The following is a 22,105-nucleotide window of genomic DNA, read 5'->3' as shown; positions in this document are numbered from 1 at the left end:
TTTGTCCTCCTTAATAAATTCACCCTAGGCACTTTGACCAGGAGATTCTTTTATTTCATTCAAATAAGATTCATAGCATGCCTCGACCCACTCACGCACGCCCGCTGCCCACTTCGGTGGTTTATCACCACTTCCGTACGCTTCAAAAGCATCAATAAGCAAATCGTGACCTATTTCCTGCGACATCTCTTTTATTTTTGTGATTGCGATAGGATAAGCATCTACCTTAATTCCATACATGAGATAGCCAAGTGCTTCTCTTTGTTTTTTTCTTAAGAATCCTCTCCATAGTGACCAGACCCAATCTAAGGACTGCTTCCGGTGCCCTGGTTCCAATTGCTGGAATGAAGACGGCCAAGAATCAAATCCTATGAGTTTCAGTTGGGTTGTATATAGGCGTTCCGCTGGATGTTTGCGTGCACGGTTACGCTGGTAATTGGTTTCATTAATACCGGCTGATTCGCGTAGTTCTTTCAAAACCACTTCCCTAGACTTTTTCTCTAGAGTGGTAATGAAATCTAGCGTGCCTCCATTAAGATGGCAAATGAAGCAGCGAAATAGTCCCTTTTCTCGATTGAGTGTTAATTTAAACTTCCCTTTAGAGAGGGTATCCCCGCACCACGGACAAACAAAAAATGTTTGTTTCTCCGATAGGCTATCTCGTCGGACGTTCAAGTTTTTTGAGAGTGCATACTCAACAATATCAGGCAGTATGTTCGTTCCGTTTTGTTGATTCATCTTCGTTCACTCCTGCTTGAGGTATGGGGATTTGCCTCCATTCCTCCGACATTTTTACTTTTCGGTTAATCGAAATGACTGGCGCTGAATCAAGCTCCCGCTTCCACCAAAAAACATCTTTAAGGGTTTGAGCAGCAATTTCAGTGTGCCAGCATGATTTTCGGGTTCTACTTGCTGGGCATTCATGCCCAATTACAATTTGTCCATTTAGTAAGGATGCACCGGTTAAATACATTCCGTTTCCAGAAGATGACGGCAATGAAACGATGATAGAAGTTTGGCCGCTAAGTGTGAACAATGCAGCTGCTATTCGATTTTTATTAACCATGATTTTGGACCACGTTCACCATCCGTGTAATAATCCATTCTTTGGATGGACGTTGCTCGAAAGTCATATTGTATGGTTTTCTAATTTCAAAATCATCACTATCAATGAATTCCAAAATTTCATCAACAGCAAGCGCTTCAAACTCATTGTCGTTATCGACCTGTTTTAAATGGATACGGTAGTATGGAACATCAATACGGTCGAATGTTTCTGCTTTGAGATTTAATATCCTACAGCAAAAATAGCCTTCCTCGGCTTCTTGAGTGCGTTGTTGGCGTTGGACATCGTTACGAGTCTGACGATCTCGTAAACCGCTGTTTCCTGATTTACCTGTATCTCCCGCTGTGTCAGAGACCGAACTAGGTTTATATTCTACAGCTTGGTCGTGTCTGTGCACACTCTCTTTTGACTCGAGCGGAGCGTGATCAATTCCCTTAGAACGGGTTGATTCTTGCTGTTTTTGAGAAGATCTTGATTTTTTCATTTCTTCATCGTAACTACGCGCAAGTAAAATTTCTTCGGCACTGGCTATGCCAGTTCCAAGGAGTCCATACCCCATAAATCCAAGAGCTCTTCCGACCGCATTGGTTTCGACATTTTGAATATCACTTCCGCTCCCACTCCAGTTTTTATTTGCTGCCCACATAGAGTGGCCTGTCGTGGTTCCATACATTTCGGAGGATATGGTACAGACAATGGTGTTTCCCTTGGCTTCAGAAACGATGTCCAGTCTTTTTTTCATTTCTCTATGCTCTTCACGAGCCCAAATGACACGGCCATCAACACCGAGGTAAGGTTCCTGTATTAATACAAAGGTTCCTTTTTCGTTATGTCCCATTTGGTGAGCTCTTGCGTTCTCATCCAGAGGCACATGTTGTGTAGTAAGAATGCGTTCCTTTGGAATTAACGCTAAGTAACCATGGTACTTTTCTGGAACCTGAGTTCGGGCACTTTCATACTTTTTCTGAGTTTCTGAAAGATACACTTTTGCCATTTCTACTAAATAAGATGGGGTTTGTTCATTTTCCATCCTGGTGTCCTCCTCGAAACATTTTTATCTATGTAAACCGATTCTCTCTAGAATAGAGAAGATCCGGACATTTCCTATTTATAATAAAAAAAAGCCAAGATCCCTAGATAGGGTCTTGGCTTTTTGTGTATCATTCCATGGAATGATGATTATTAAAATATTCGTTGTCAATTACAAGCAGATCACTAGCAGTATAGTCTATCATCGTACGCTCACGAAATTTTCGTCTTCGTCAGCAATGAAAGGTTACTTACTACTTATGTTGTCTTCGTCCTGTCGGTAAGTTACGGGATCCGAGAGTTCGTACACAACTTCATCAACGTTTTCCTAGCCTGTGGTAAATTACCCGATACACAAGCGAGTCCTTTTCGTCTCAATAATTCAGGTTATCTTCGTTTGCTAAAACGTTCATAACACAATTGGACGCCAAAGTTGATGCATATAAAAAATATACTTTTATTATATAGGCATCACTTTTGAATTTCAAGAACTAAACCTTCATTTCGTACAATATTATCAAATAATGTAATAAAAAACCGTTTCGATTAACTCGAAACGGTTTAGAAATCTAGCTATCTGAAGCCGGAAGTAATGGTTGATCATTTTCATTCCGAACACTATTCGCATCAGTCTCGACACGTATCTCAAAATGAGCGATGTATTCCTCTTCCCATCCTTCTTTCCCTGCTTTCCAAAAACAATGTGCCAGACTCTCTTTAAGCAAGTTATGATCCGTGGTTACGCGGAAAAAGTCTGACTGCTTCTTCAACTCTAAGAACATATTTGCATCTGGCCAATCGGGAACAACTATAAGTGTTCTCATTTTTTCTTCCATTACCTTTAGATGCTTATAAACACGATCACGCTGGAACTTATCACGTAATACGGCCACCCGAAATTGCATGTCCTGTATATAGAATACACCATCGAATGGATCGGGAAATTCCTCTAGCGTGGTGTTTGGATCCGTTTGATAGAATCGAAGAAACATTTGTGCAACCACAAGTCGCCGAAGCACACCAGATACATTGCTACGTGCCCCCTTTGGCAGTGTCATTAAAGCACGCATTGGATTAGAAAGGGTATAAAAGGATATATACCGACTATTACTGAAGGCTACGAGTTGATGTTGGACCAGATATCCTTTATCACAAAGCGCATCTACATTCTTCTTTCCCTTTCGGAGATTTCCGGGGTTGAGAATCAATGCGAGTTGATTTTTAGTAGCCCATTGCAGAGACTTCAGAACCTCTAATACCTTTTTCTGTCCTGTGTTTAAGAAACGAACCGGGAGAGCTGTATTCTCCGGTGGTTGATGCCCCCATTTTAAAATATAATCATTCCCGTTATTGCTGAATGGCGATACATCATAAGACATTCCTTTGGTTCACCTCTCTTTCCTGTATTTCGCCCAGTTATGTGTCCGTAGGATCTTATGCTAATCCTTACAGCTTGGCTTTGATCTGCCCAGTCATTCGTTTGGTTTCTGTTAGAACCTCACGAATTCGTACCTTTACTTTATCGCCCTTCCGAACTTTTCCCACATTAGGCGCAGGATGCGTGCAGAGTACGTCTACACCAGCCTCGAGATTTACAAATACCCCATAAGCTACAATTCCCGACACTTTACCGCCATACTGGTTGTTTTTTGCGTAACGTCGTGTGCAATCCGGCCAAGGGTTAGTGTACAATGCTTTGGCACTTACCTTCAGCGTACGTTTTTCTTTGTTGACCTCCAAAACTTTAACTTCAATATCGTCTCCCTTGACGTATAAATCGCGGAGATCATCGATCCATTGGTAGGAGACCTCGTCTACGGCGAGCTCAACGTCCAAAGCTCCAACATCCAGGCGCAGAGAACGTGTATTAACTCGGGTTACGGATCCTACTACGATCGTACCTTCACTCACCATATCGAGCGTAAGGCCTTGAAGGTGGTCTTTCGCCTCTTTAACGGAGGCTACAAATGTTGCTGCTTCCTTGTCTAGACCAAGAACTTTAAAATATATTTCCTGGCCTACAGCATCTTTAAGGTATTGGGTTTTTTCAAAGCCCGTTTCTTCGAATGGGATAATTCCTTTGATATGACCGATGTAGACTATAGCGCAGAGCTTATCACCGATAGTTTCTGTGGTGCGAAGTTCTGCCCTTAAGATACTTCTATTTTGGCGGGCGCTATAAACGAGTTGCCACTGCTGAGACTCTCTTTCTTCCTGGATTTCTTTTTCGCTGCGATTGACTATACGGACAAGAACATCTGTTTCGTTTAGAACGGTTGTTTTCATATAAATTCCTCCTGAAATGAGATTATGATTTGCTACTAAATTTACCCCAGAACGCATTCTCCCCTGTGCCAGGCTTTGCCTGTGATGGTTGATGCGGGGATGCTTGTTTAGAAGGAGCGGGTTGTACTTTTTGTTCTGAATTCACATTAATGTCTGGCAATCGTTTAGGCTGTGAGGCACTCTTAACTGTTTGTAAATTCACACGTGGATTGTTCTGCTTTTTCTGGTCTCCCGAAGGTGCTTGAGAGCTTCTGGATGGCGGTCCGTATGGTCGGCTGATATAAGGAGGCTCGGGTGGTAAAGGAGGCAGCCATGACTCATCAGGGACGTTGCGGTTCTCTTCTTCTTTTTGAGTCGTTGAAGAAATTGATTTTCCATGTGATCGATCATTGAAAGGCACCTGCAAGTCTGAATCAGCTGGTGGCAAATCCTCAGTTGGTAAGTCAAAAGTTATAATGAATCCTTTATGTTTCACCTCTGAGACATCCTGATCCGTCTCAGTTCTGGTTGCTTGAAAAGTCTCTTCTACATTCTCGTCAGCAGGAATCAAGCTCACTTCTGCAGGTACTTTGTTTTTATTACCTTTAATCTTATTACGAATCCACTTAATTGCTGAGTGAATATTCTCTTTCCCTTGTTCAGCTGCATCTTGTGCAAACCGCATACGATCGTTCCATCGTTCATTACGATCTTGAATATCGTACTTAAAGTCTTCCCAGGTATATTCCCTTGCAACTGGAGATTGAATATTAGACATTACTTTTAAATACATAAGCATAATTACTATACAGAACAGAAATGCAATAGCAGCTAGTAACCGAGGTACGATTGATTCACTATCTGGACGAAGACGTTCCATTGCACGCGTTAAAAAACTTCCAACCATCCAATCTACAGAGAAGACACATGCCATTAACGAGAGATACCCTACTCGCTTGCGAAAGTAATAGCTGACCAGATGGCCTGTAGCTGCAAAAAGCCAAACAATGAAAGGAATTCCAAAGCCTGATGGCGCAAGATTAAGATACATCATTAAGCAACCGAAAATTGATATAAAAAAGAAAACTGGGTTATATAAGCGTGTTAAGAGCGGGATGTATTTATCAAGATATTTCACTTCATTAACTCAGTCCCCCTTGTTCCTGAATTTCAATTCGGAAGTCCTCTCCTCCAGCTTGAAGCGCTTGAATAATACTGACCCATAGTCCAATACCGGCTCGTAGCTCCTCTTTGAGCGACTTTATTAATATTTCTTGGCTCGAAGTTGATAAGCTAGCGCAACGTGTCGCCAAATCATCATCGTCTGTAAACTCTACCAACTGCTGCAATGGTTGAATAAGGCAACCGTTTGATTCCAATCGGATTCCTCCTTCCTGGTAAATAAAAAGGCGTACATAAGCGAATGAGGATTATTCCACATTGCTTCTATGCACGCCGATGTTTCGGTAGTGTAAGAAAAAGTATTCAGCTAGACGAGGGAGATAGGAGTTGAACCTACACTAGCAACTCTCAACGAATTGCTGTTCTACTTTAAACTACACCCTCTGAGCTCTACAGATTTCCATATAGGATTACACCTATTTGAAAATATATATTCACATTATGATTATATCGATTGCCTGATTTTCTGTCAACGAATAAATACAGTTTTCGGATTATATCGATGAATAATCCTTTACAAGAATAGATAGTTGATGTTCGAATCCATCAATTTCTGCGGTACCTGTAAAGTCAATTTGTTGATTAACGACTAGCTGTTCAATTTTTTCAATATCCTCTGGTGTGTGTGCGAAAATTTTAATCCTTCCTTCGCCAGATTGATCAGAAACGAGAAGGTTCCCTATTTTCTTTCCCGTTATTCGCATGTTGATGATATTTATTTCAGTGATGGTAGCTTTTTTAATATGCATACAACGACTTCTTTTGATTTCATTTAACCGATTATAAGTAGTCATTTGACCCTCCCTTAGTACTGAGCAGTTTGCCGGCTCAGTTCTCTTTGGATAAGCTGGATTTTAAGTGTCGTTTTCTCTCTAACGTCTGGGTTTTGTAGTAACATACGATAAGATATCGGATCAAATCTGCGCAAGGCATTTTCAGCAATACGTTTGCCAAAAACCAAGTCTAGCGCATCGGATGCCATACCTTTAGACCATGTATGGTCAAATGGAATAGAATGTTTTATTAGCTGTTTACGTTGCCCTTCTGACATGGGATTTCGTCTCCAAAATGCTTCTTTTAAGAATAAATTTCGTTGCAGCGATTTTAAAAAGGTTTCAGCTACCCCCTGAGCGTACTCGAGATCCAATGGCTCATGATACAACGGATATAACTTATTATCTGAATGCTCGAATAGAGCCCACCATTCATGAGTACTTTCTTTTAGAAGAAAACAAGCTCTTTTATCACCTAAACCAATATAGTAAGAATTTTCACTTGCCTTTACCCAGCTGAAGATGGTTTTATCAGTAAATAAGCTGACTTCATATGCCATTTGGCCTTGAACTCGATGGGTTTCTTCTTTACGCTTCTGAAATGAGATTACGGATTCATCATCCTGAAGGTCCAGCTGAGTTTGTGTCACATTATCCGTCTCAGGCTTTTCGATTGGAGGGAATAGTTTAGATAGTGTCATAAGGGAATTGGTTTCTGTTACTCCTACAATGTCTAGGATCAGACAATTGGCTTTATCCGGATGTAGTCTTGTTCCCCTACCTACAGACTGAATATATAGACTCTCACTTTTGGTTGGTCTTGCCATGATGATACAGCTGACACTAGGTTCGTCAAATCCCTCCGTTAACATCATACAGTTCACGATGACCCGGTATTCATTTCTTTCAAAACTTGATAGAATGCGTCGGCGCTCTTCATCGTTAAGAGATCCGTCAATGCCAGCTGCCAGAATTCCATGATTACGTAAAGACTCTGCGATCTGATACGTTTGTTTCACACTGGCCGCAAATACGATTGTCTTCCTTCCTTCCGCATGTTCAATATAAGCATCTACTACAGTTTGTATGGCGCTTTCTTGAGACATGACTTCACCGAGTTCCATCTGATTGAAATCGCCAGCAACGATCTTGAGACTTCCCAAATCCAAGGATTCAGCGACAACTCTTTTCGCCTTAATATCACACAAATAACCAGAGACAATCATTTCAATTAACGATTTTTCATAGACTACTTCTTGAAATATATCACCTAGACCTATCTTGTCTGCTCTATTTGGGGTTGCGGTTATTCCCAGGAGAGGAGGACCGTCGGGATCAAAACATCCTAGGCTTGTCAGAATACTTTTTGATCCCTTTGAACCACAATGATGAGCCTCGTCATAAATGACAAGTCCGGGGTCTACTATCTTCCTGCCTCGGACTAAGGTTTGTGTGGAAGCTACGATAATTTCTGCATTTTGATGATTTGCCTGCCCTTTTACTTTGCCAACCTGTACGCCATTCCAAACCAAATTCATTTTTTTTGAGGTTTGCTGGAGAAGTTCTTCCCGATGTGCGATAAATACAATGGGCTTTTCGTTCATAACATTCTGGTAAAATCGCTTTGATATATCGGCAGCTACAACGGTTTTTCCTCCGCCGGTAGGCAATACAATGAGTTGACGCTTGATACCTTCATGCAGCTTCCTGAAAAATGAGTCTGATGCCTCCTGTTGATAATCCCGCAAAGCTATCCCCATGATCATGTTCTCCTTTCATATTGTAATGGTAGATTTAAAAATGAAAAGATAGAAATTAAACAGAATTATTAACCTCCATTTGATCTAGCAAATACCTAATAGCTTGCAACTCATAAAGCGACAAAGCAATTCCTTTTTTTCTGCCATAGTCTTCAATAAAATCATAGAGTTCATGATAAGCTAAGGCATTTTTCCCATCTTGGATTAGAGACTTGCAATGGAGAAAACAATGAATTTGACGAACTGAAAACATATCGTTTCCCCTTATGTGAAATTGCCAGTCAGTGTAGAATTCGATTTTTAGAGGGTCATAATGTACATCAGACAGATTTAATTCGATTAGTATCTCCTTTTTTTTCTGTTCAAGAGCTGACCTTTCTTCATTCATGCAGGCTAAATAGCTTGAGTCATTTCTATGTGCTTCTAGAAACAACTCTCGATTCGTCACTCTTTTATTAAAAAATATGAATCTCACCACACACCTCCTGGATTACTTTTTTATAAAATGTTTAGAATGTTTGTTATATACAAAAAAAGCGTCCGAACACTTCCCATATTAAAAATGGAAAGTGTTTCAAACGCCTTATTTTAAGGTGGTTTGGTTTTTTATGAATTGCATATTCCTACACTATTAGTATACATGGATACCATTTTCGTTGAAAAGTACACTTATGTATACTTTTCAACGAAAATGACCTGTTATTTAACTATAGTTCCGTATGTTACGTTAGGTTCTTTAATGTTATATACAGAATTGAACAGATTGATATCTTTTAAGACAGTTTGTATTTCATTGAGCGTTATTCCAAAGCTCGTGTCATCACCCGATCCAAAGATAATACTAGCTACTTGACCTTTAGAATTAATGACTGGACCTCCTGAATTCCCGTGATATATTAGTTTGTCAAACAGATCGGTTGATAAAAATACTCCCTTAGTTGAATCTGGGATTTTAGTTACTTCTATTGGAAGTACTGGTGAATCAATTTTTTTAGCGGATAATACATCCCAAGTCTTAAGCGTACTGCCATTAAAGAGATTGAAGTTTGTTTCCTTCTTTTCCTCTCCCGGCTGTAGAATGTTATTAGGCACCACTGGATTACCGATAACGGTAACAAAATCACCTTTTTGAAGTGGTTCCGAGCTAAAATCAAAATATGAATGATTCACTTCATTCGTCGACAATACAGCAATGTCCTTGTCAGGGTAAGCTTTTACCAAGGTGGCCGTATTGTATTTACCAGGTGGTTTTTTTCCATCTTTATAATCTTGGTATTGGATAGTTTTTTTCTTACCTGTTCCAGATATTACGTGATAGTTTGTTAGTATGTACCCACCTTTAATGAAGAATCCGGTTCCACCATTTTCCTCTTTCTTATTATGTTTGTAGCCATCTGACTCAATAATAATCTCATCATAAGTGATAATGGTATTGATTCTGGTTACATTATATTTCCATGATTCTATCATCTGGGCTGAAGGAGCGGTTTGAATGAGAGTAGTTGATGTTAGAGATTCTTCTGCTTCTGTTACTGCCGTACTAGCTATTCCCATAATGAACATAGTTGTTAATAGAATTTTTTTTAGCACTTTTAACATCTCCTATTTTCTAATATAAGGTATTAAAGAGTATTATTCCCTCGCTCTTAATTCATTGTAGTATGACTTTTGAAAAAGAAAAGCCCCGGAGGGCTTTTCTGGTTTGTGAAGTATTTTCAATATTATAAATTTTATAGTGCAAAAAAATCACTATCACCAGGATCATCATTAGGATCAATATTATATCGGTTTCTCATTTCATCAAGTTCTTCGGAAAAGTCTGGGTCTCCCCAGCGAATCCGACTTGTATATTTATTTTCTTGATAGTACCAAATTTTATCAATAATGGCCGGATCGAGATAGTCTGATATTACTAAGGCTTTATCCGGATTAAGCCGGCGTACTTCATCAGGAGTCATCGCAGCACGCTCTGCAAAGGATTGCATCTTTTGTTTTGGCATAAATGAGAAGAAGCTCCTTGTTATATTCTCCTGAGCGATTGTTGCCGTTCCGCAAAAGCTTGAGGCATACTCACAGGAAACAAGTGATAATCCTGAAAGAAATACCTTAGTCTTTAGATTGTTTAACAGATTGTTGGCCTTATCTTCTCCATACTTCTGATTGAGCTGTTCAACTCCCTGAAGCCCTATCGCAAGTCCCATACGACGTGAACGAGCAGTTGCAGCGACTGTATCAATTATTGGTATTATTCCGATATTAGCGAACTCATCCAGAAGGAAGAGAACTGGAAATCCATCAATGATATCCTGCAATCGCTGAAGTAACTGCTGATATATGACGGCCATAAGTGGTGCAGCATATAATGACTTTGTTTCTGGCACTGAAACAAAAAGAACAACTGGTTTTTGATTAGTTCCATCTAACCCATGGCGCAAAAATGAAGGATGCAGGTCATTTCGCTCAGCGAATTTTACGATCTTATCATCCATAAAAAGCTGCATATTCGTTGCAATAGTAACCTTAATACTAGCTAGTATTTTTTCGGAGCCAGCTGCTTGTTTAAAAAGATTAAATTCCCGTCTTGCAATCTCCACTTGATCAAAGACCGCTTCCATTTCATCCATATCGAGATAAAGGATTTTCTCCATCGCTTTTCCGATTTTTGGACACCCTGGTTCCATCTTTTTTTCGTACAAAAATGCAGCAACCAGAAGGGGAAGTGACATATTAAGCCAAGTAGCATCTCCCCCACCTTTCCCTTGCATCTCAAACGCCAGTCCACCGTTCATAAGAATGAGTTGTGCTATTTCCTTGATTTCCGCATAATCTTTTGCAACTGCAAGCATGTTATAACCAGGATAAAATCGTTCAAACGGAGCTAATCGTATTGTATCAAAACCACGTGCCCTCAAGTCCGCTCCTGTCTTCCAATACAACTCTCCTTTTGGATCTGTCACTACTGCGGACACGCCTAATGGTAATTCCATCAAATTTGGTATAAAAAATGTGGCCGATTTACCAGAACCTGTTGGTCCTATCAATCCTAGATGTTCGTATGACTTTAGAAGGCTCATTACTGCACCTTTACCGAGAACAAAACCTCCTTTGCCTAGGACTGGCCTTAATGCGCGCTTGTCCTGAATAAGGGACGAGCCCTTATTATTTTTATTTAAGAATCTGGTTGCTCCCATAATTCTCCTCCTAATAGCAGACAAAAAAGGCGTTTGAACACAAAGCTCAGATATTTACTGAGCTTTATGATCAAACGCCTTTTTCGGGTAGCCTGATTTTGTATTTATTTGGTTACAGATAAGTATATACAAACCAGAAAGAAATGAATAGTACACTTAAGTGTACTTAATTATCTAATAATGCACGAAACCACCTTATTGCCGGCTGCCTATTTCACTGAGAATCTCCACGTCCAAATCATCTATCTAGTAGTGAATGGATATCCAGCAGGTCTTTAGATCAGCGAATGCTAATTCGCAGCTGTAAGTAATCCTCTATATATGCATAATGGAAGCGGGTAATATACTCATTTCATTACTGCTTATTATCCTTCAACATAGCTTCTGCATTAATAGATTTTCTTTTGAAAATATTTTTGGACAATTCAACAGTTTCAAGAAGAACAATAAGTGCGATTAGCATAATACCCATATTAACCCAAGGGATTGGACTACCAATAAGCTTTGAAAGTATAACTACACAGATTAAATAGGCAAAATAATTCTTTGAGTAGAAATGTAATTTATCTTTGACCCATGATTTCTTCATCCCTATCACTCCCTCCTTAACCTTAATGAAGACCGATTTTTGGAATCAGATAATACCCAGTCTCAGGTGAGGACTGTATCGGTTGCAACTGTTCGGCTAAACGGAATTCAGTGGATTGCCAGTCAGGACGTGTTCGTAAGATTGAGAAAAGATCATTTGAGAAGTCGGGTGTCTCATTCGAATTTGGATCAGTGTATACAACCCACTGTTCTACAAGCATACCCTTATCCAGAAAATTAAAAAGAACAATATCTGTTCTGTCCGGACCTGCAAATTTCAGGTCGTGTTCATGAGAATGGAATGTGCAATATACTACCCGCTTATCATCGAAACTACTCCCCATATAGACAGGTGTTTGAATTATGATTTTTTCCATTATAAACCCTGCAGCGTTGAATACAGGCTGACCACATTTTTCTCCTGATGAAAAGACATACTCTGCACGTACATTGTTCTTCAAGCATGCTTTGGCTTGTGAGCGCCAAATTTGGTACATGCGTGCATAACCGGTTCCCTTTTCCTTAGAAGTGAATTTCTCAGCTTCTGCCGTTTTGAGAAACTCGCTAAATGTAAAATAGGGGATCCCCATCTCCTGCATTGGTATGAGTTTCAGCTGCATATCTATTTCTTTAAATGCACGAGCATGGGATCTGAATTCTACATTTGGTTCATGTTCAAGTATATTTCGAAGTTGTTTTCGAACTTCTATCTTTTCTTTTGAACGAAGGCTGGCCATCAATAAAAACTCATCATATTCCCAGAATTGTAGCATTGGAGGAACTAATTTTGTCAAATACTCTTTGTTCTTGGAAAGTACGATAAACCGAAGGTCTGCCAGTTCTGACAGATCAGCCATATCCAAGCTGAGATTTGTCTGTACTTCGTAAATTTTGCACAACATCGGGCTAAATACAAGAGTAATGGTCGTCGTTCGGCTATTTATCAAATTGTACTCAACAGATACTACCTTAATTTCCTCAGATTCGGTTATTTCGTTAAAACGAATATTATAACAATCAAGGTGCTGATATATTTTCATGATCTATTCTCCTCTGAATATTATCAGAAGTGAAGATCACCACGAATTATTTTATATTTGTGTAGAGAACGCAACACAATGTGTTCTCTTCCCCTTTGGGGCATTGAGCAGTTTAAGTCATTTTTCGGGCTAGCTTTCATCTTCTATACAAAAAAACTATTTTTGATTCTGTAGAGTTTTTAATATATTCCATGCCTTAGCAAAAACACGCTCTACTTCATCTGTTTCTGAAGAAGTCATCAATGGGTTTTTAAAGTTTTGAAAAAAGTCAAAACAATCGTGAAGCTCGTAAAGAACTTCTGCCATTGCTGGAGCAGCGGCAAACAAATGCGCCAAACGTTGTGCATCTGAATAAGATTGTTGAGTTGAAACTGGCAAGACAGCTACTTGAAATGATTTATCGGGTACTGCTGCTTCATGTGTGTTTTGAAACGTTTCTGCATCAGTTTCAACTAACTTTCGAATGATCGTGTGATTGTCCGGATCGACGGATAATTTAATGGTAGGGATAATGGTGCTCATAGTGTTCCTCCTAAAATGAGTTTTGCCACTTGAATAGTATTACTTAGTGGTCTGGAAAATAGCATACATCCATCTTATAAAAACACAACTTTTTTAAGCCAAAAAGTTGTGAATATCACTCCAGGTTGTAGCTACCATTAGGAGAACGAGTACAATACTACCTGCTAAGTTTATAAGACTCTCTTTACTAGATTCCATCGGCTTACGACGTATAGCTTCCAGTATGAGAAAAAATATACGTCCCCCATCTAGTGCCGGAAACGGAAGAAGATTAAATATCGCTAAGTACATATTTATTATACTTACCCATACCAAGAAGGCTTTAAGACCTTGTTCTTTGACCGTGTAATAACTCTCCATAATTAAACCCGCAGGACCAATAGTTTTATGCTGAATATCATCCCCGATAACCGTTCTTTTGAATCCGTTAATGAATAGGGATTCATGTGAATAAGTTTCTTTTATACCATTTTTTAAAGAATAAGCTGAGCCACTTCCTTCTTGAGATGTAATATTTGTATGTGACTCTAATTTATCCTGTTTAATGACTACCGTCGATTTTTCAGGCATACCAATAGAAAAAAGTATTCCTAATACAATGAAAAAAGAAAATACAAGATTTGCCAATGGTCCTGCTGCAAAAATGCAAATCCGCTGTGAGATGGTTTTGCTTTGAAATAACACATGATCTGGTAGTAGAGGATAACGTGAATTTCTAGCTGTTACAATCGACGCGCTTGGTAGAAACTTTAAAGTATATTCATCTGTTTGATCAAGTGATCTAAAAGTGACGTTCCCTGCTTTAGGATCAACTTTAATGAGATTAACAGGATATGAATTTTTATTTTGCACTTCATAAATATCACTGAGCATCCCGTTAGTATGATGTATGTAAACTGTTTTATTGTACCAATAGGACCAATCATCTCTCCCAGCCATTCGTAGAAATCCGCCAATAGGTAAAATCCTGAATGAATAGTATGTGTTTCTAAAATTGAAACCATAAAGTTTAGGCCCCATACCTACCGAAAACTCGTGACAATATACCCCTGCTCTTTTTGCGAGGATCAGATGTCCAAGCTCATGTAAGGTAACCATACTAAGAAAAAGAAAAATAACAGCGATTACTTCAATCATGATTCACCCTCTATTCTTTAATCGGTTAAATAGGTTGGAAGATTTATTGATTTATGAATTTAAAAGGTCTGGCGGATGATGTTCTTTATCGGATGAATTTAATTCTACCTAATAAATGTTAATGCTGTTAATGATGAAAATTGACTCCCATAATACAACTCCATAAATAAACTCCATAATCAAATACAATAAATGAATACAATAAAACAATACCATTAGGACATTTATGAAACTGCATTTAATCTATGTATGACAAGGGTTTGCGCAACAAGTGTTTTTTTTATTAGAACGAATTCGAGCAAAGTTCCATTAAAGAAAATTTGAATTCATATTTAAGTGATGATTAACCACCTTAGTTATTTATGTATTCAATTCATTATAATCTCTATTAAGAATTTAAAAGCATGAATTAAGATAGTAAAACTAAAAGAACACAAGCAAAAAAACATTATCCACAACCTTAGAAGGCAAAAAAAAGAGTAGAAATACATTACCTGCTTGTAAATTGAAGATAATCAGTGATTTTCTAATTTCATTGGATGAAGATAAGAGTGAGATTGTTGATTTTACATGAACTAAAAAGTAAAATTGCAGCACAAATAACCATACCCCCCATACTAAAAAATCAATAAAGGTACTATGGCATTACTTGTTTGAAATTAGACATCAAATATCCACCCAATTCTCTCATATACCGAGTAGCTGATGAGAAGAACCTATCATTTTGTACAATTTCATCTTTAAATGAGTGCCCAGTTACACATCGATCTAGCCACAATGTTTCGATTTTTCGAAGTTTTTGAAGTTGTATTTTTTTTAGCTCCGTAAAAGCATCAAGTAGTGAATAAGAAGTCTTATTAGACCCGATAGACGTTTTTCCGCTTTGTTTCTCAGTTTCATATTCTATCCGGTTCGTATATTCTTCATAAGTTTCAGTTAAAAATTCCGCGACTTCACGTTCAGCTATTCCTTCTGCCGTTTTCCGGAAATACGCACTTAAAGAATTAAGTGTCGTGGTGTCCTCAGACGCTCCGATCCAGGTCGCTTGTTCAACCCCTTCAGGAACAATATGTGAAAGGTTTCCATCTAGTGCCATCTGACCATATGCCTGGTGAATATCTACATATAGTAAATTACCGAAAGTTGTATCATTTTTGAGTAGAACTAATGTATGGGAGATGATGTGGGAGGCAAGTTCATAACCAAGCTGACGATAATAGTATTCCATTACCTTAGCTAGGGCTTCCAGTCTAGGCTTGGTGATAGCTCCAACATGGTAAGAATGCTTTTGAAGAGCATTACAAATCCAAAGCACATTTCCCTCACTCTCATGTACCCCTAACTCAAGCATTTCTGGTCGAATTCCATATACCTGAACCATTGGTTCTGATTTAGTTGAAATGTGTTTTAGTGATTTAACAATTTTAAGATCTAAAAAAGCAGAGGCTTCTTCAATAACCTTCTTCATTTCACCAATACTACGTATATTAAATAAACCAGTAGTTCTTTCATAATCACTATTATTGAGTATCATATTTCGAAGAGTACAAGTATATACTTTTAGCCCTCTATGCATTTGACAGAGTACATCTAGTACAAAACGCTGTGCTCGAACACTAACACGTTTGAATGCATCAGATGATAGGAATTTATAATGTTTTAGATAATAGTCTTTGTTTTTATCAGCCTTTGAATAATCAACCGATTTAAAGTCTATATATTTCTCCGGATTAGCGTATAACTTATCGTTCCGATAAAACAGAACATTCTGTGTCACAGCTTCAGCGATTGCTCTCTTGGCTGCTAGCCGTCCAACACCAAGTTTTTCGGCTATTTCCTTTACATCTACTGGGATTTCACCGTCATAAGCAGCCAAATCACCAACAAGGCATTTTAATCTTAATAATGTTGGGGTATCGTACTGGGTTTCTGCAGCTGTAAATAAAGAAGTGGAGGCTTTCATGACGCATCCTTTCTGACGCGCACGGGGAAAAAAGGCAGTAAAAAAGAAGGGAACCACTTGGATTAAAAACATAAGTATGATATTATTTATATAACTAATGTTTTTCCTTGTGATCCTGCCATTGTCACATTTTCATCGAGGGCTAAGTTTGGAGACTGCCGACCTCTTTGGAAATGCCCCGGGCTAGGGTCTTTTTTTTATTTATCTATCTATCTAATCTAAAAACACCAAAAACGGCCACACACGCATTATCGCATGTGTGACCGCATCCTGAATAAGGTACGTTAGCACTTTGCCAGAAAATGATATCACGACCCTTAAAGGGACACTAATTCATTCGGCTGACAGGTTAGCGATTTTGCGTCGTAAAAACTAAAACTTTTTCACAGCCTGCCTAAAAACCATTTGAAATTGTCCCATTCCTATTTTATAATAAGGGTATCAATTTCATATGCGATTTTTGCGGATCCTCCTTGTTGGTAGCAAGGGGGATTTTTGCTGTTAAAAAAGAAAATTTCAAAGTGAAAATGGTAGAATTACTTCGACTATAAAACTGATAATATTACATCGTTCTTTATATTTCTATTTAGAGATAATTTTACTCCAAGATTTCTCATTTGTATATCACAACTTATTTTTGTTTGTGAATTTTGTCTGACTGAATATATGTATGTCGCTCTTGAGTTAAATAAGAAATCAATTATAGAATGGATAATTCCCCACTCGTTACATATTGTTATGTATCTAAAAGTCAGTGTCATCTTCAGAAAATTGAACATCATCAGCCAACCATTCTCCTGGTTCCTGCTCGATAAAAGAAACGCGTGCTGTTACAGAACGATCGAAATGTTCATTGGCATCAATACCTTTTTCTTTAAGGTGAACTAACAATACAGCAGATTTTCCTTCTATTTTCAGATCATCTATAGTAGACGTAATCTCATATGGTTCTATTACAATTCTTCGGCCAGCAATAATCGTTTTTGTGCGTTTTGCATTTTCTTTTAAAGCGGTTTGGTAACCCTTAGTAAAGTAACTTAGATCGCCATATCCTGGATACTCTGTATCTTTATACGTGACTGACCGATAGTTCTTAATTAAGGGTGGACCTAAACTCAGAAGAATGTCTTCTTCCTCTTTTATCTTTATAGGGCTTTGAGATGGAACCAAAGTTGCAACTGGTTCTATCTGATTATTTACCTTTTGGGCTTCTTGAATCCCATCTTCTTGTGATGTGGCCGATGGATAGCTTGTCCCTAGCTGGTTTTGAATTAATTCTTTTTGATTGTCTACAGTGGCTTTATCGAGTTCACCAGCAAAAGGACCTTTCAACTGGCATCCTGTCAAGATGACAGTTAAACAGGTAGCTGCTGCCGCATAAGGAAGTACTTTTTTCAGCCTCAATTTGTTTCACCTCTTCACCGCAATACTATCAAAAAATACATTAATCTCTCTTTGATATTGTAAACAATGGTATACAGAAAGTCAAACGATTTTAAAACAGTATTCAATGTAATGCTCCGGACAAGCTGCTTACAAGTACATTAATATACTACATTTCGAACTAATCAAACGTATTTTTTTGAATCATTCCCTCCATTGATTGAACATATCGCATGTATTCCTGATGGGATCACGCATTTAACCGTACCCCTTAAAATCAAAATCCGGTATGCATTTATTCCTTGAAGCTTCAGAATAGATTTTTTTCGGGGATGTAATCTATCAATTTCAATGGCCAATGTAATCCCATCTTTATGTGCGACTATATCAACTCGACCCTTTTTTCCATCACCACGATCGTTAATGAATAATTCATTTTTACAGCTCCAACCTTTTTTCTTTAAAAAACTCGTAATTTTGGTCTGCGTTTCTTTTGCATTTAATGTCGGGTTTAGAGGGGGGGCATTTTCAAAAAGAAATTGAATCTGTAAAGGTAACGGGTTCTGAATAGAATTTAAAACAAACATTTAAGTTCCCCCTCGGATTCATCTTAGATGAGTATATAACATTGTTGGAAGAGGTGAAAATGTCGAATAAATGGAATTAACTGGAAGGACGGTAACGCTTTGTACCATGACTTTGTTCTTTTAATTCGTCACTACATGGAATTTAAATTCTATGTAGTATTACAAAAAGACATCATTACGACTCTCCGGCCGCTACGCTACCTTCGAGTCTAAAAAAAAGCCCCCCTCCCCCTTAATCCCCCTCCCCCCAGTCCTTCAAACCGTCAACGCTCCGATTTTAATATTAGATTCATGCTCCAAGATAAGGCTGCAGCGGTCAGCAACTATCGTTTCTCCGGACTTAGATAGCCTGGTATGGCACCCCTGAGGTTAAGCCACCGGCATTGATTCGCTTAGCAGACCCCAGACTTTCACCTCTTGGTTATTAGATACGCAGCACACATCATTAATTACCTATATGATCGCCTCACATTCAGTAATCATGACGCTTAGTTCTTTTGATAAATCTCGCTCAAAGTATGGATTGAGTTTATTTCCCTCTGCATCCTTAAATACTCTTACTAATGGACGTTGAGGATAATTGTGATCATTTCCAACTACAACTGCTGCTTCATTAGTATTTAGAATAACGGTGACTCCAATCGGATATAACGCTACAGATGCGTGAAATGCTTCTATCACTCTTTTATCAAATTGTGTATGACACCCCGCCCAAATGATCTCTATAGCATCATGTGGAAGCATAGCATTCCTATACACTCTATGTGAGGTTAATGCATCAAAAACATCAGCAACAGCCAAGATACGGCCAAATAGATGGATTTCATCACCTTTTAATCCACGCGGATAACCAGTACCATCCAGCTTTTCGTGATGTTGATATGCACAATGTGCAATGATAGAAGATACTTCGGGTTCTTTTCGAAGAAACTCAAAACCGTATTCGGTATGACGTTTCATTATTTCAAATTCAGCTTCTTCCAATGCCCCCTTCTTGCTGAGTATGTATTGAGGAATGAATAGTTTGCCGATATCATGGAGTAATGCCCCTACCCCAAGATTTTGTAACTGTTTATACGTTAAACCCATCTTTATACCCATAGCAACTGCATAGAGAGTTACATTTAATGAGTGCGTAAATAAACATGTATCTTTAACATTAATCTGAATTAGTAAATTCAATAGCTGTTTTTTTTGACGAAATTCAGCAAGTATCATATCAAATACTTGCTGAATTTCTTTAACCATAAGTCCACGTGTCAGAGTCTTTGATTTATGATTGCCTTCTCTAATAGCACTAAAAGTGTTCTCTATCGTCCGAATTGCTTCTACACGCTTCTGATAAGGAATGTCATCTTCAATAACAATCCCATCAGTGACATAATCCCCGTTAATATATATTGTGTTAATATTTAAAATTTCTAGTCTTTCTATTAATGCATTCGTAAGCTTGGTACTTTCACTTAAAAGCATGTTTCCACGATCATTAAATATCGGTTGGGCCAAAATCATTCCAGGCTCACACCGATTCAAACCTAATAATCTCATTCTCAAATCCCCATTCTAATTGCTTTGATCTTTAACTGAAAGCTAAATGGCTTTCTGAGTCATGCCGGAGGAAGCAATGAGTGAAGATCTGTTTTCTTTGACATCATAGCCTCAAAATCTTTTGCTTGAATTGATACGCTAAAATAGTCACCTTGCATCTCACGGAAGCCCATTTCATATAGCATTTTTGCTTGTTCACGCGTTTGTATTCCTCCGGCGAGCAAACGAAGGTTTAAGCTTTGACTAAGCGAAACGATTGCAGTAGCTATAGCTGCAGTATCCGGATCTGTAGTGATTTCGTCTACGAAGGACCGGTCCATTTTAAGTGTATCAATAGGCATTTTTTTTAAATGCATTAATGTGAAATTTTCTTTCCCAAAATCTGAAATAGTCAATTTAACACCTATATTTTTGAGTTGTTGTAAGCAAGCTATTGTCGTTTCCAGATTTACCATTGCTAAACTATCAGTGATCTCAATCTCTAACAACTCAGGTGCTATTTTTGTCTCTTGGAGCAATTTTGTGAGATTTTTCAAAAATAATGAATCAATTAGTTGAGCCAGCGATATTTTCACACTTATATTAATAGTAGAAAATCCTTTATCCATCCAAGCCTTTCCTTGAATACAGGCTGAACGTAACAACCACCACTCTACTGATGGAACAAGTCCAGATTCTGATGCTAAAAGGTATATTTCTTCTGCATTACGAATCCCTTGGTCCGGTACGTTCCATTGGATTGTTGCTTCTACCCCTGTTATCACTTTTTTCAGAATATCTATTTTAGGTTGAAAAAGAAGTTGTAATTGATTATTTTCAATCGCTCTTGTAAGAAGGCGCTCCATTTTTCTTTTCCTGATATTAGACGAAAGTAATTCTTCATCATAGAAGACATACCCGTTTTTCCCATTTTCTTTTGCCTTGTACATCGCTATATCCGCATTCTCAATAATCTCTTCAGTATGTCTCCCGTGATCCGGATAAATAGCAATCCCTACACTTGCTGAGATTTCCAATTCATGTTCACCAATTTTAAATGGAGTGGCCAAGGCTGCAATGATCTTTTCCGAAAGTGATTTCAAGAGTTGCGGAGATCGGTTATTTGGTAGAATTACCGTAAACTCATCACCGCCTATCCGAAAGAGAAAAAACTCTTCATTTTTACGAAGAGTACACATTCGTGCGCTAACTTGGCATAAAAGATCATCACCATATTGGTGTCCATAAGTATCGTTCACTTGCTTAAAATGATCGAGATCAAGAAACATTAACGCTACTTTTGAATCTGAATTAGAGGCATTTTGAATGGACTGCTCTAAATACTCATAAAACAGCGATCTATTAGGCAATTTGGTTAAAGGATCTTGGTTAGCCTGGTGGAAAACATCTTGTTGATAATCCTTCATTAGATTGAGAATGCTATTTATGGAAGCTCCCATTAAAGTAATTTCATCCTTCTTCAGGGGTAGCGGGAATCGTAAATTGATATTCCCGGTTAATTGAACATGATCGAGATGCTCCCACAAATTTCGTAGTGGCTTAAAAAGAAGAGCATGTAATACAAAAGCTTGTATCACTAGCATTGTTACTCCAACCAAGATCTGCAATGATACCCTACCAGGGATCATTTCATAGATTGCTAAAGCGCAGCTGTTGATAATAAAAATAATAAAAATTATTCGATATTGAAGTTTCATTTCTTATCACCTTCTATGTTGCGTCTTCATTCATCAGATAATGTCTATCTGCAGTATCCCCACCCAAATAAATAAAGCGTCCATCGTGTACTCCCGCTTCCAGGTACTGACAAAGTGCAACATATAACTTTGGCTTACCTGAGATAAAGTATTCCACTTGTTCGCCTTCTTCAGAAAGTGCAGTTGCGAGTTTAATAGCGATTTCACGAGCACTTTTAATTCCTGAACTAAGATAGGTGTCTACTTGTTGGGCATACAAAAAGAAGACAGGTTCAAGCACCGAAGGCTGAGAGAACAAATCCATCTGAAAATATGATTCTTTCATATTCATCCTCCTTATCCCCAAAAATCGATAAACGATTTTAAGAATTGGA

Annotated in this window: 22 protein-coding genes and 1 tRNA gene; all 23 read right to left on the bottom strand. The window is 38.3% G+C overall.

Annotated elements, in window-relative coordinates; genetic code table 11:
- Window positions 1-24 precede the first annotated feature (24 nt).
- Window positions 25-738 (bottom strand): hypothetical protein, encoded by a 714-nt coding sequence (locus CA598_RS06245; RefSeq protein ID WP_094875939.1) that lies wholly within the window; start codon window positions 736-738, stop codon window positions 25-27.
- On the bottom strand, window positions 704-1,066 hold the full coding sequence (locus tag CA598_RS06240) for a hypothetical protein (RefSeq protein WP_094875938.1): 363 nt from the start codon (window positions 1,064-1,066) through the stop codon (window positions 704-706). The genes CA598_RS06245 and CA598_RS06240 overlap by 35 nt, the downstream gene beginning before the upstream one ends.
- Complete coding sequence (locus CA598_RS06235) at window positions 1,059-2,096, bottom strand: hypothetical protein (protein ID WP_094875937.1); 1,038 nt, start codon at window positions 2,094-2,096, stop codon at window positions 1,059-1,061. Before CA598_RS06235 ends, CA598_RS06240 begins: the two co-directional genes overlap by 8 nt.
- A 568-nt stretch (window positions 2,097-2,664) precedes the next feature.
- Window positions 2,665-3,474 (bottom strand): hypothetical protein, encoded by an 810-nt coding sequence (locus CA598_RS06230; RefSeq protein ID WP_094875936.1) that lies wholly within the window; start codon window positions 3,472-3,474, stop codon window positions 2,665-2,667.
- A gap of 67 nt (window positions 3,475-3,541) precedes the next feature.
- Window positions 3,542-4,381, bottom strand: a complete 840-nt coding sequence (locus CA598_RS06225) for a S1 RNA-binding domain-containing protein (protein ID WP_094875935.1) — start codon at window positions 4,379-4,381, stop codon at window positions 3,542-3,544.
- A 22-nt stretch (window positions 4,382-4,403) separates the two neighbouring features.
- A complete protein-coding gene (locus tag CA598_RS06220) occupies window positions 4,404-5,498 on the bottom strand; it encodes a hypothetical protein (RefSeq protein ID WP_094875934.1) in 1,095 nt (364 codons plus the stop codon).
- Window positions 5,499-5,502: 4 nt separating this feature from the next.
- A complete protein-coding gene (locus tag CA598_RS06215) occupies window positions 5,503-5,739 on the bottom strand; it encodes a hypothetical protein (RefSeq protein WP_094875933.1) in 237 nt (78 codons plus the stop codon).
- A gap of 115 nt (window positions 5,740-5,854) precedes the next feature.
- Window positions 5,855-5,926 (bottom strand) — tRNA-Ser (locus CA598_RS32175).
- 110 nt (window positions 5,927-6,036) lie between these two features.
- On the bottom strand, window positions 6,037-6,336 hold the full coding sequence (locus CA598_RS06210; RefSeq protein ID WP_094875932.1) for a hypothetical protein: 300 nt from the start codon (window positions 6,334-6,336) through the stop codon (window positions 6,037-6,039).
- 11 nt (window positions 6,337-6,347) lie between these two features.
- Window positions 6,348-8,075: a DEAD/DEAH box helicase gene (locus CA598_RS06205; protein WP_179283603.1), complete on the bottom strand. Its 1,728-nt coding sequence runs from the start codon at window positions 8,073-8,075 to the stop codon at window positions 6,348-6,350.
- Between the two features lie 55 nt (window positions 8,076-8,130).
- Complete coding sequence (locus CA598_RS06200; RefSeq protein WP_094875930.1) at window positions 8,131-8,550, bottom strand: hypothetical protein; 420 nt, start codon at window positions 8,548-8,550, stop codon at window positions 8,131-8,133.
- A 224-nt stretch (window positions 8,551-8,774) separates the two neighbouring features.
- Window positions 8,775-9,665, bottom strand: a complete 891-nt coding sequence (locus tag CA598_RS06195) for a S1 family peptidase (RefSeq protein WP_179283602.1) — start codon at window positions 9,663-9,665, stop codon at window positions 8,775-8,777.
- A gap of 140 nt (window positions 9,666-9,805) precedes the next feature.
- Window positions 9,806-11,266, bottom strand: coding sequence for a type IV secretory system conjugative DNA transfer family protein (locus CA598_RS06190; protein ID WP_094875928.1), 1,461 nt, complete (start codon window positions 11,264-11,266; stop codon window positions 9,806-9,808).
- Between the two features lie 355 nt (window positions 11,267-11,621).
- Window positions 11,622-11,855 (bottom strand): hypothetical protein, encoded by a 234-nt coding sequence (locus CA598_RS06185; protein WP_094875927.1) that lies wholly within the window; start codon window positions 11,853-11,855, stop codon window positions 11,622-11,624.
- A 22-nt stretch (window positions 11,856-11,877) separates the two neighbouring features.
- The gene (locus tag CA598_RS06180; RefSeq protein WP_094875926.1) at window positions 11,878-12,894 is read right to left on the bottom strand and encodes a hypothetical protein; all 1,017 of its coding nucleotides are present in this window, start codon (window positions 12,892-12,894) and stop codon (window positions 11,878-11,880) included.
- Between the two features lie 156 nt (window positions 12,895-13,050).
- Window positions 13,051-13,416, bottom strand: a complete 366-nt coding sequence (locus CA598_RS06175) for a hypothetical protein (RefSeq protein WP_094875925.1) — start codon at window positions 13,414-13,416, stop codon at window positions 13,051-13,053.
- A 93-nt stretch (window positions 13,417-13,509) separates the two neighbouring features.
- Entirely contained in the window at window positions 13,510-14,553 is a 1,044-nt protein-coding gene (locus CA598_RS06170) for a site-2 protease family protein (RefSeq protein WP_094875924.1), read from the bottom strand.
- A gap of 637 nt (window positions 14,554-15,190) precedes the next feature.
- Window positions 15,191-16,516: a hypothetical protein gene (locus CA598_RS06165; RefSeq protein WP_094875923.1), complete on the bottom strand. Its 1,326-nt coding sequence runs from the start codon at window positions 16,514-16,516 to the stop codon at window positions 15,191-15,193.
- A gap of 744 nt (window positions 16,517-17,260) precedes the next feature.
- Entirely contained in the window at window positions 17,261-17,920 is a 660-nt protein-coding gene (locus CA598_RS06160; protein ID WP_094875922.1) for a hypothetical protein, read from the bottom strand.
- Between the two features lie 164 nt (window positions 17,921-18,084).
- Window positions 18,085-18,486, bottom strand: a complete 402-nt coding sequence (locus CA598_RS06155; RefSeq protein WP_094875921.1) for a hypothetical protein — start codon at window positions 18,484-18,486, stop codon at window positions 18,085-18,087.
- A 453-nt stretch (window positions 18,487-18,939) separates the two neighbouring features.
- A complete protein-coding gene (locus CA598_RS06150) occupies window positions 18,940-20,034 on the bottom strand; it encodes an HD-GYP domain-containing protein (RefSeq protein WP_094875920.1) in 1,095 nt (364 codons plus the stop codon).
- A 59-nt stretch (window positions 20,035-20,093) separates the two neighbouring features.
- Window positions 20,094-21,731, bottom strand: coding sequence for a putative bifunctional diguanylate cyclase/phosphodiesterase (locus CA598_RS06145; protein WP_094875919.1), 1,638 nt, complete (start codon window positions 21,729-21,731; stop codon window positions 20,094-20,096).
- 13 nt (window positions 21,732-21,744) lie between these two features.
- Window positions 21,745-22,056, bottom strand: a complete 312-nt coding sequence (locus CA598_RS06140) for a hypothetical protein (RefSeq protein WP_094875918.1) — start codon at window positions 22,054-22,056, stop codon at window positions 21,745-21,747.
- Between the last annotated feature and the right edge of the window lie 49 nt (window positions 22,057-22,105).

The sequence above is a fragment of the Paenibacillus sp. VTT E-133291 genome (assembly GCF_002264395.1).
GTDB classification, from domain to species: domain Bacteria; phylum Bacillota; class Bacilli; order Paenibacillales; family Paenibacillaceae; genus Paenibacillus_AQ; species Paenibacillus_AQ nitricinens.
This window is presented reverse-complemented; position numbering and strand designations above follow the sequence as displayed.

Bases quoted from the DNA above. Each gene is read 5' to 3' on its own strand.
- CA598_RS06245 (WP_094875939.1), bottom strand. From the start codon at position 738: ATGAATCAACAAAACGGAACGAACATACTGCCTGATATTGTTGAGTAT.
- CA598_RS06210 (WP_094875932.1), bottom strand. From the start codon at position 6,336: ATGACTACTTATAATCGGTTAAATGAAATCAAAAGAAGTCGTTGTATG.
- CA598_RS06155 (WP_094875921.1), bottom strand. From the start codon at position 18,486: ATGTTTGTTTTAAATTCTATTCAGAACCCGTTACCTTTACAGATTCAA.
- CA598_RS06170 (WP_094875924.1), bottom strand. From the start codon at position 14,553: ATGATTGAAGTAATCGCTGTTATTTTTCTTTTTCTTAGTATGGTTACC.
- CA598_RS06190 (WP_094875928.1), bottom strand. From the start codon at position 11,266: ATGGGAGCAACCAGATTCTTAAATAAAAATAATAAGGGCTCGTCCCTT.
- CA598_RS06225 (WP_094875935.1), bottom strand. From the start codon at position 4,381: ATGAAAACAACCGTTCTAAACGAAACAGATGTTCTTGTCCGTATAGTC.
- CA598_RS06165 (WP_094875923.1), bottom strand. From the start codon at position 16,516: ATGAAAGCCTCCACTTCTTTATTTACAGCTGCAGAAACCCAGTACGAT.
- CA598_RS06145 (WP_094875919.1), bottom strand. From the start codon at position 21,731: ATGAAACTTCAATATCGAATAATTTTTATTATTTTTATTATCAACAGC.
- CA598_RS06205 (WP_179283603.1), bottom strand. From the start codon at position 8,075: ATGGGGATAGCTTTGCGGGATTATCAACAGGAGGCATCAGACTCATTT.
- CA598_RS06230 (WP_094875936.1), bottom strand. From the start codon at position 3,474: ATGTCTTATGATGTATCGCCATTCAGCAATAACGGGAATGATTATATT.
- CA598_RS06150 (WP_094875920.1), bottom strand. From the start codon at position 20,034: ATGAGATTATTAGGTTTGAATCGGTGTGAGCCTGGAATGATTTTGGCC.
- CA598_RS06235 (WP_094875937.1), bottom strand. From the start codon at position 2,096: ATGGAAAATGAACAAACCCCATCTTATTTAGTAGAAATGGCAAAAGTG.
- CA598_RS06140 (WP_094875918.1), bottom strand. From the start codon at position 22,056: ATGAAAGAATCATATTTTCAGATGGATTTGTTCTCTCAGCCTTCGGTG.
- CA598_RS06175 (WP_094875925.1), bottom strand. From the start codon at position 13,416: ATGAGCACCATTATCCCTACCATTAAATTATCCGTCGATCCGGACAAT.
- CA598_RS06240 (WP_094875938.1), bottom strand. From the start codon at position 1,066: ATGGTTAATAAAAATCGAATAGCAGCTGCATTGTTCACACTTAGCGGC.
- CA598_RS06180 (WP_094875926.1), bottom strand. From the start codon at position 12,894: ATGAAAATATATCAGCACCTTGATTGTTATAATATTCGTTTTAACGAA.
- CA598_RS06185 (WP_094875927.1), bottom strand. From the start codon at position 11,855: ATGAAGAAATCATGGGTCAAAGATAAATTACATTTCTACTCAAAGAAT.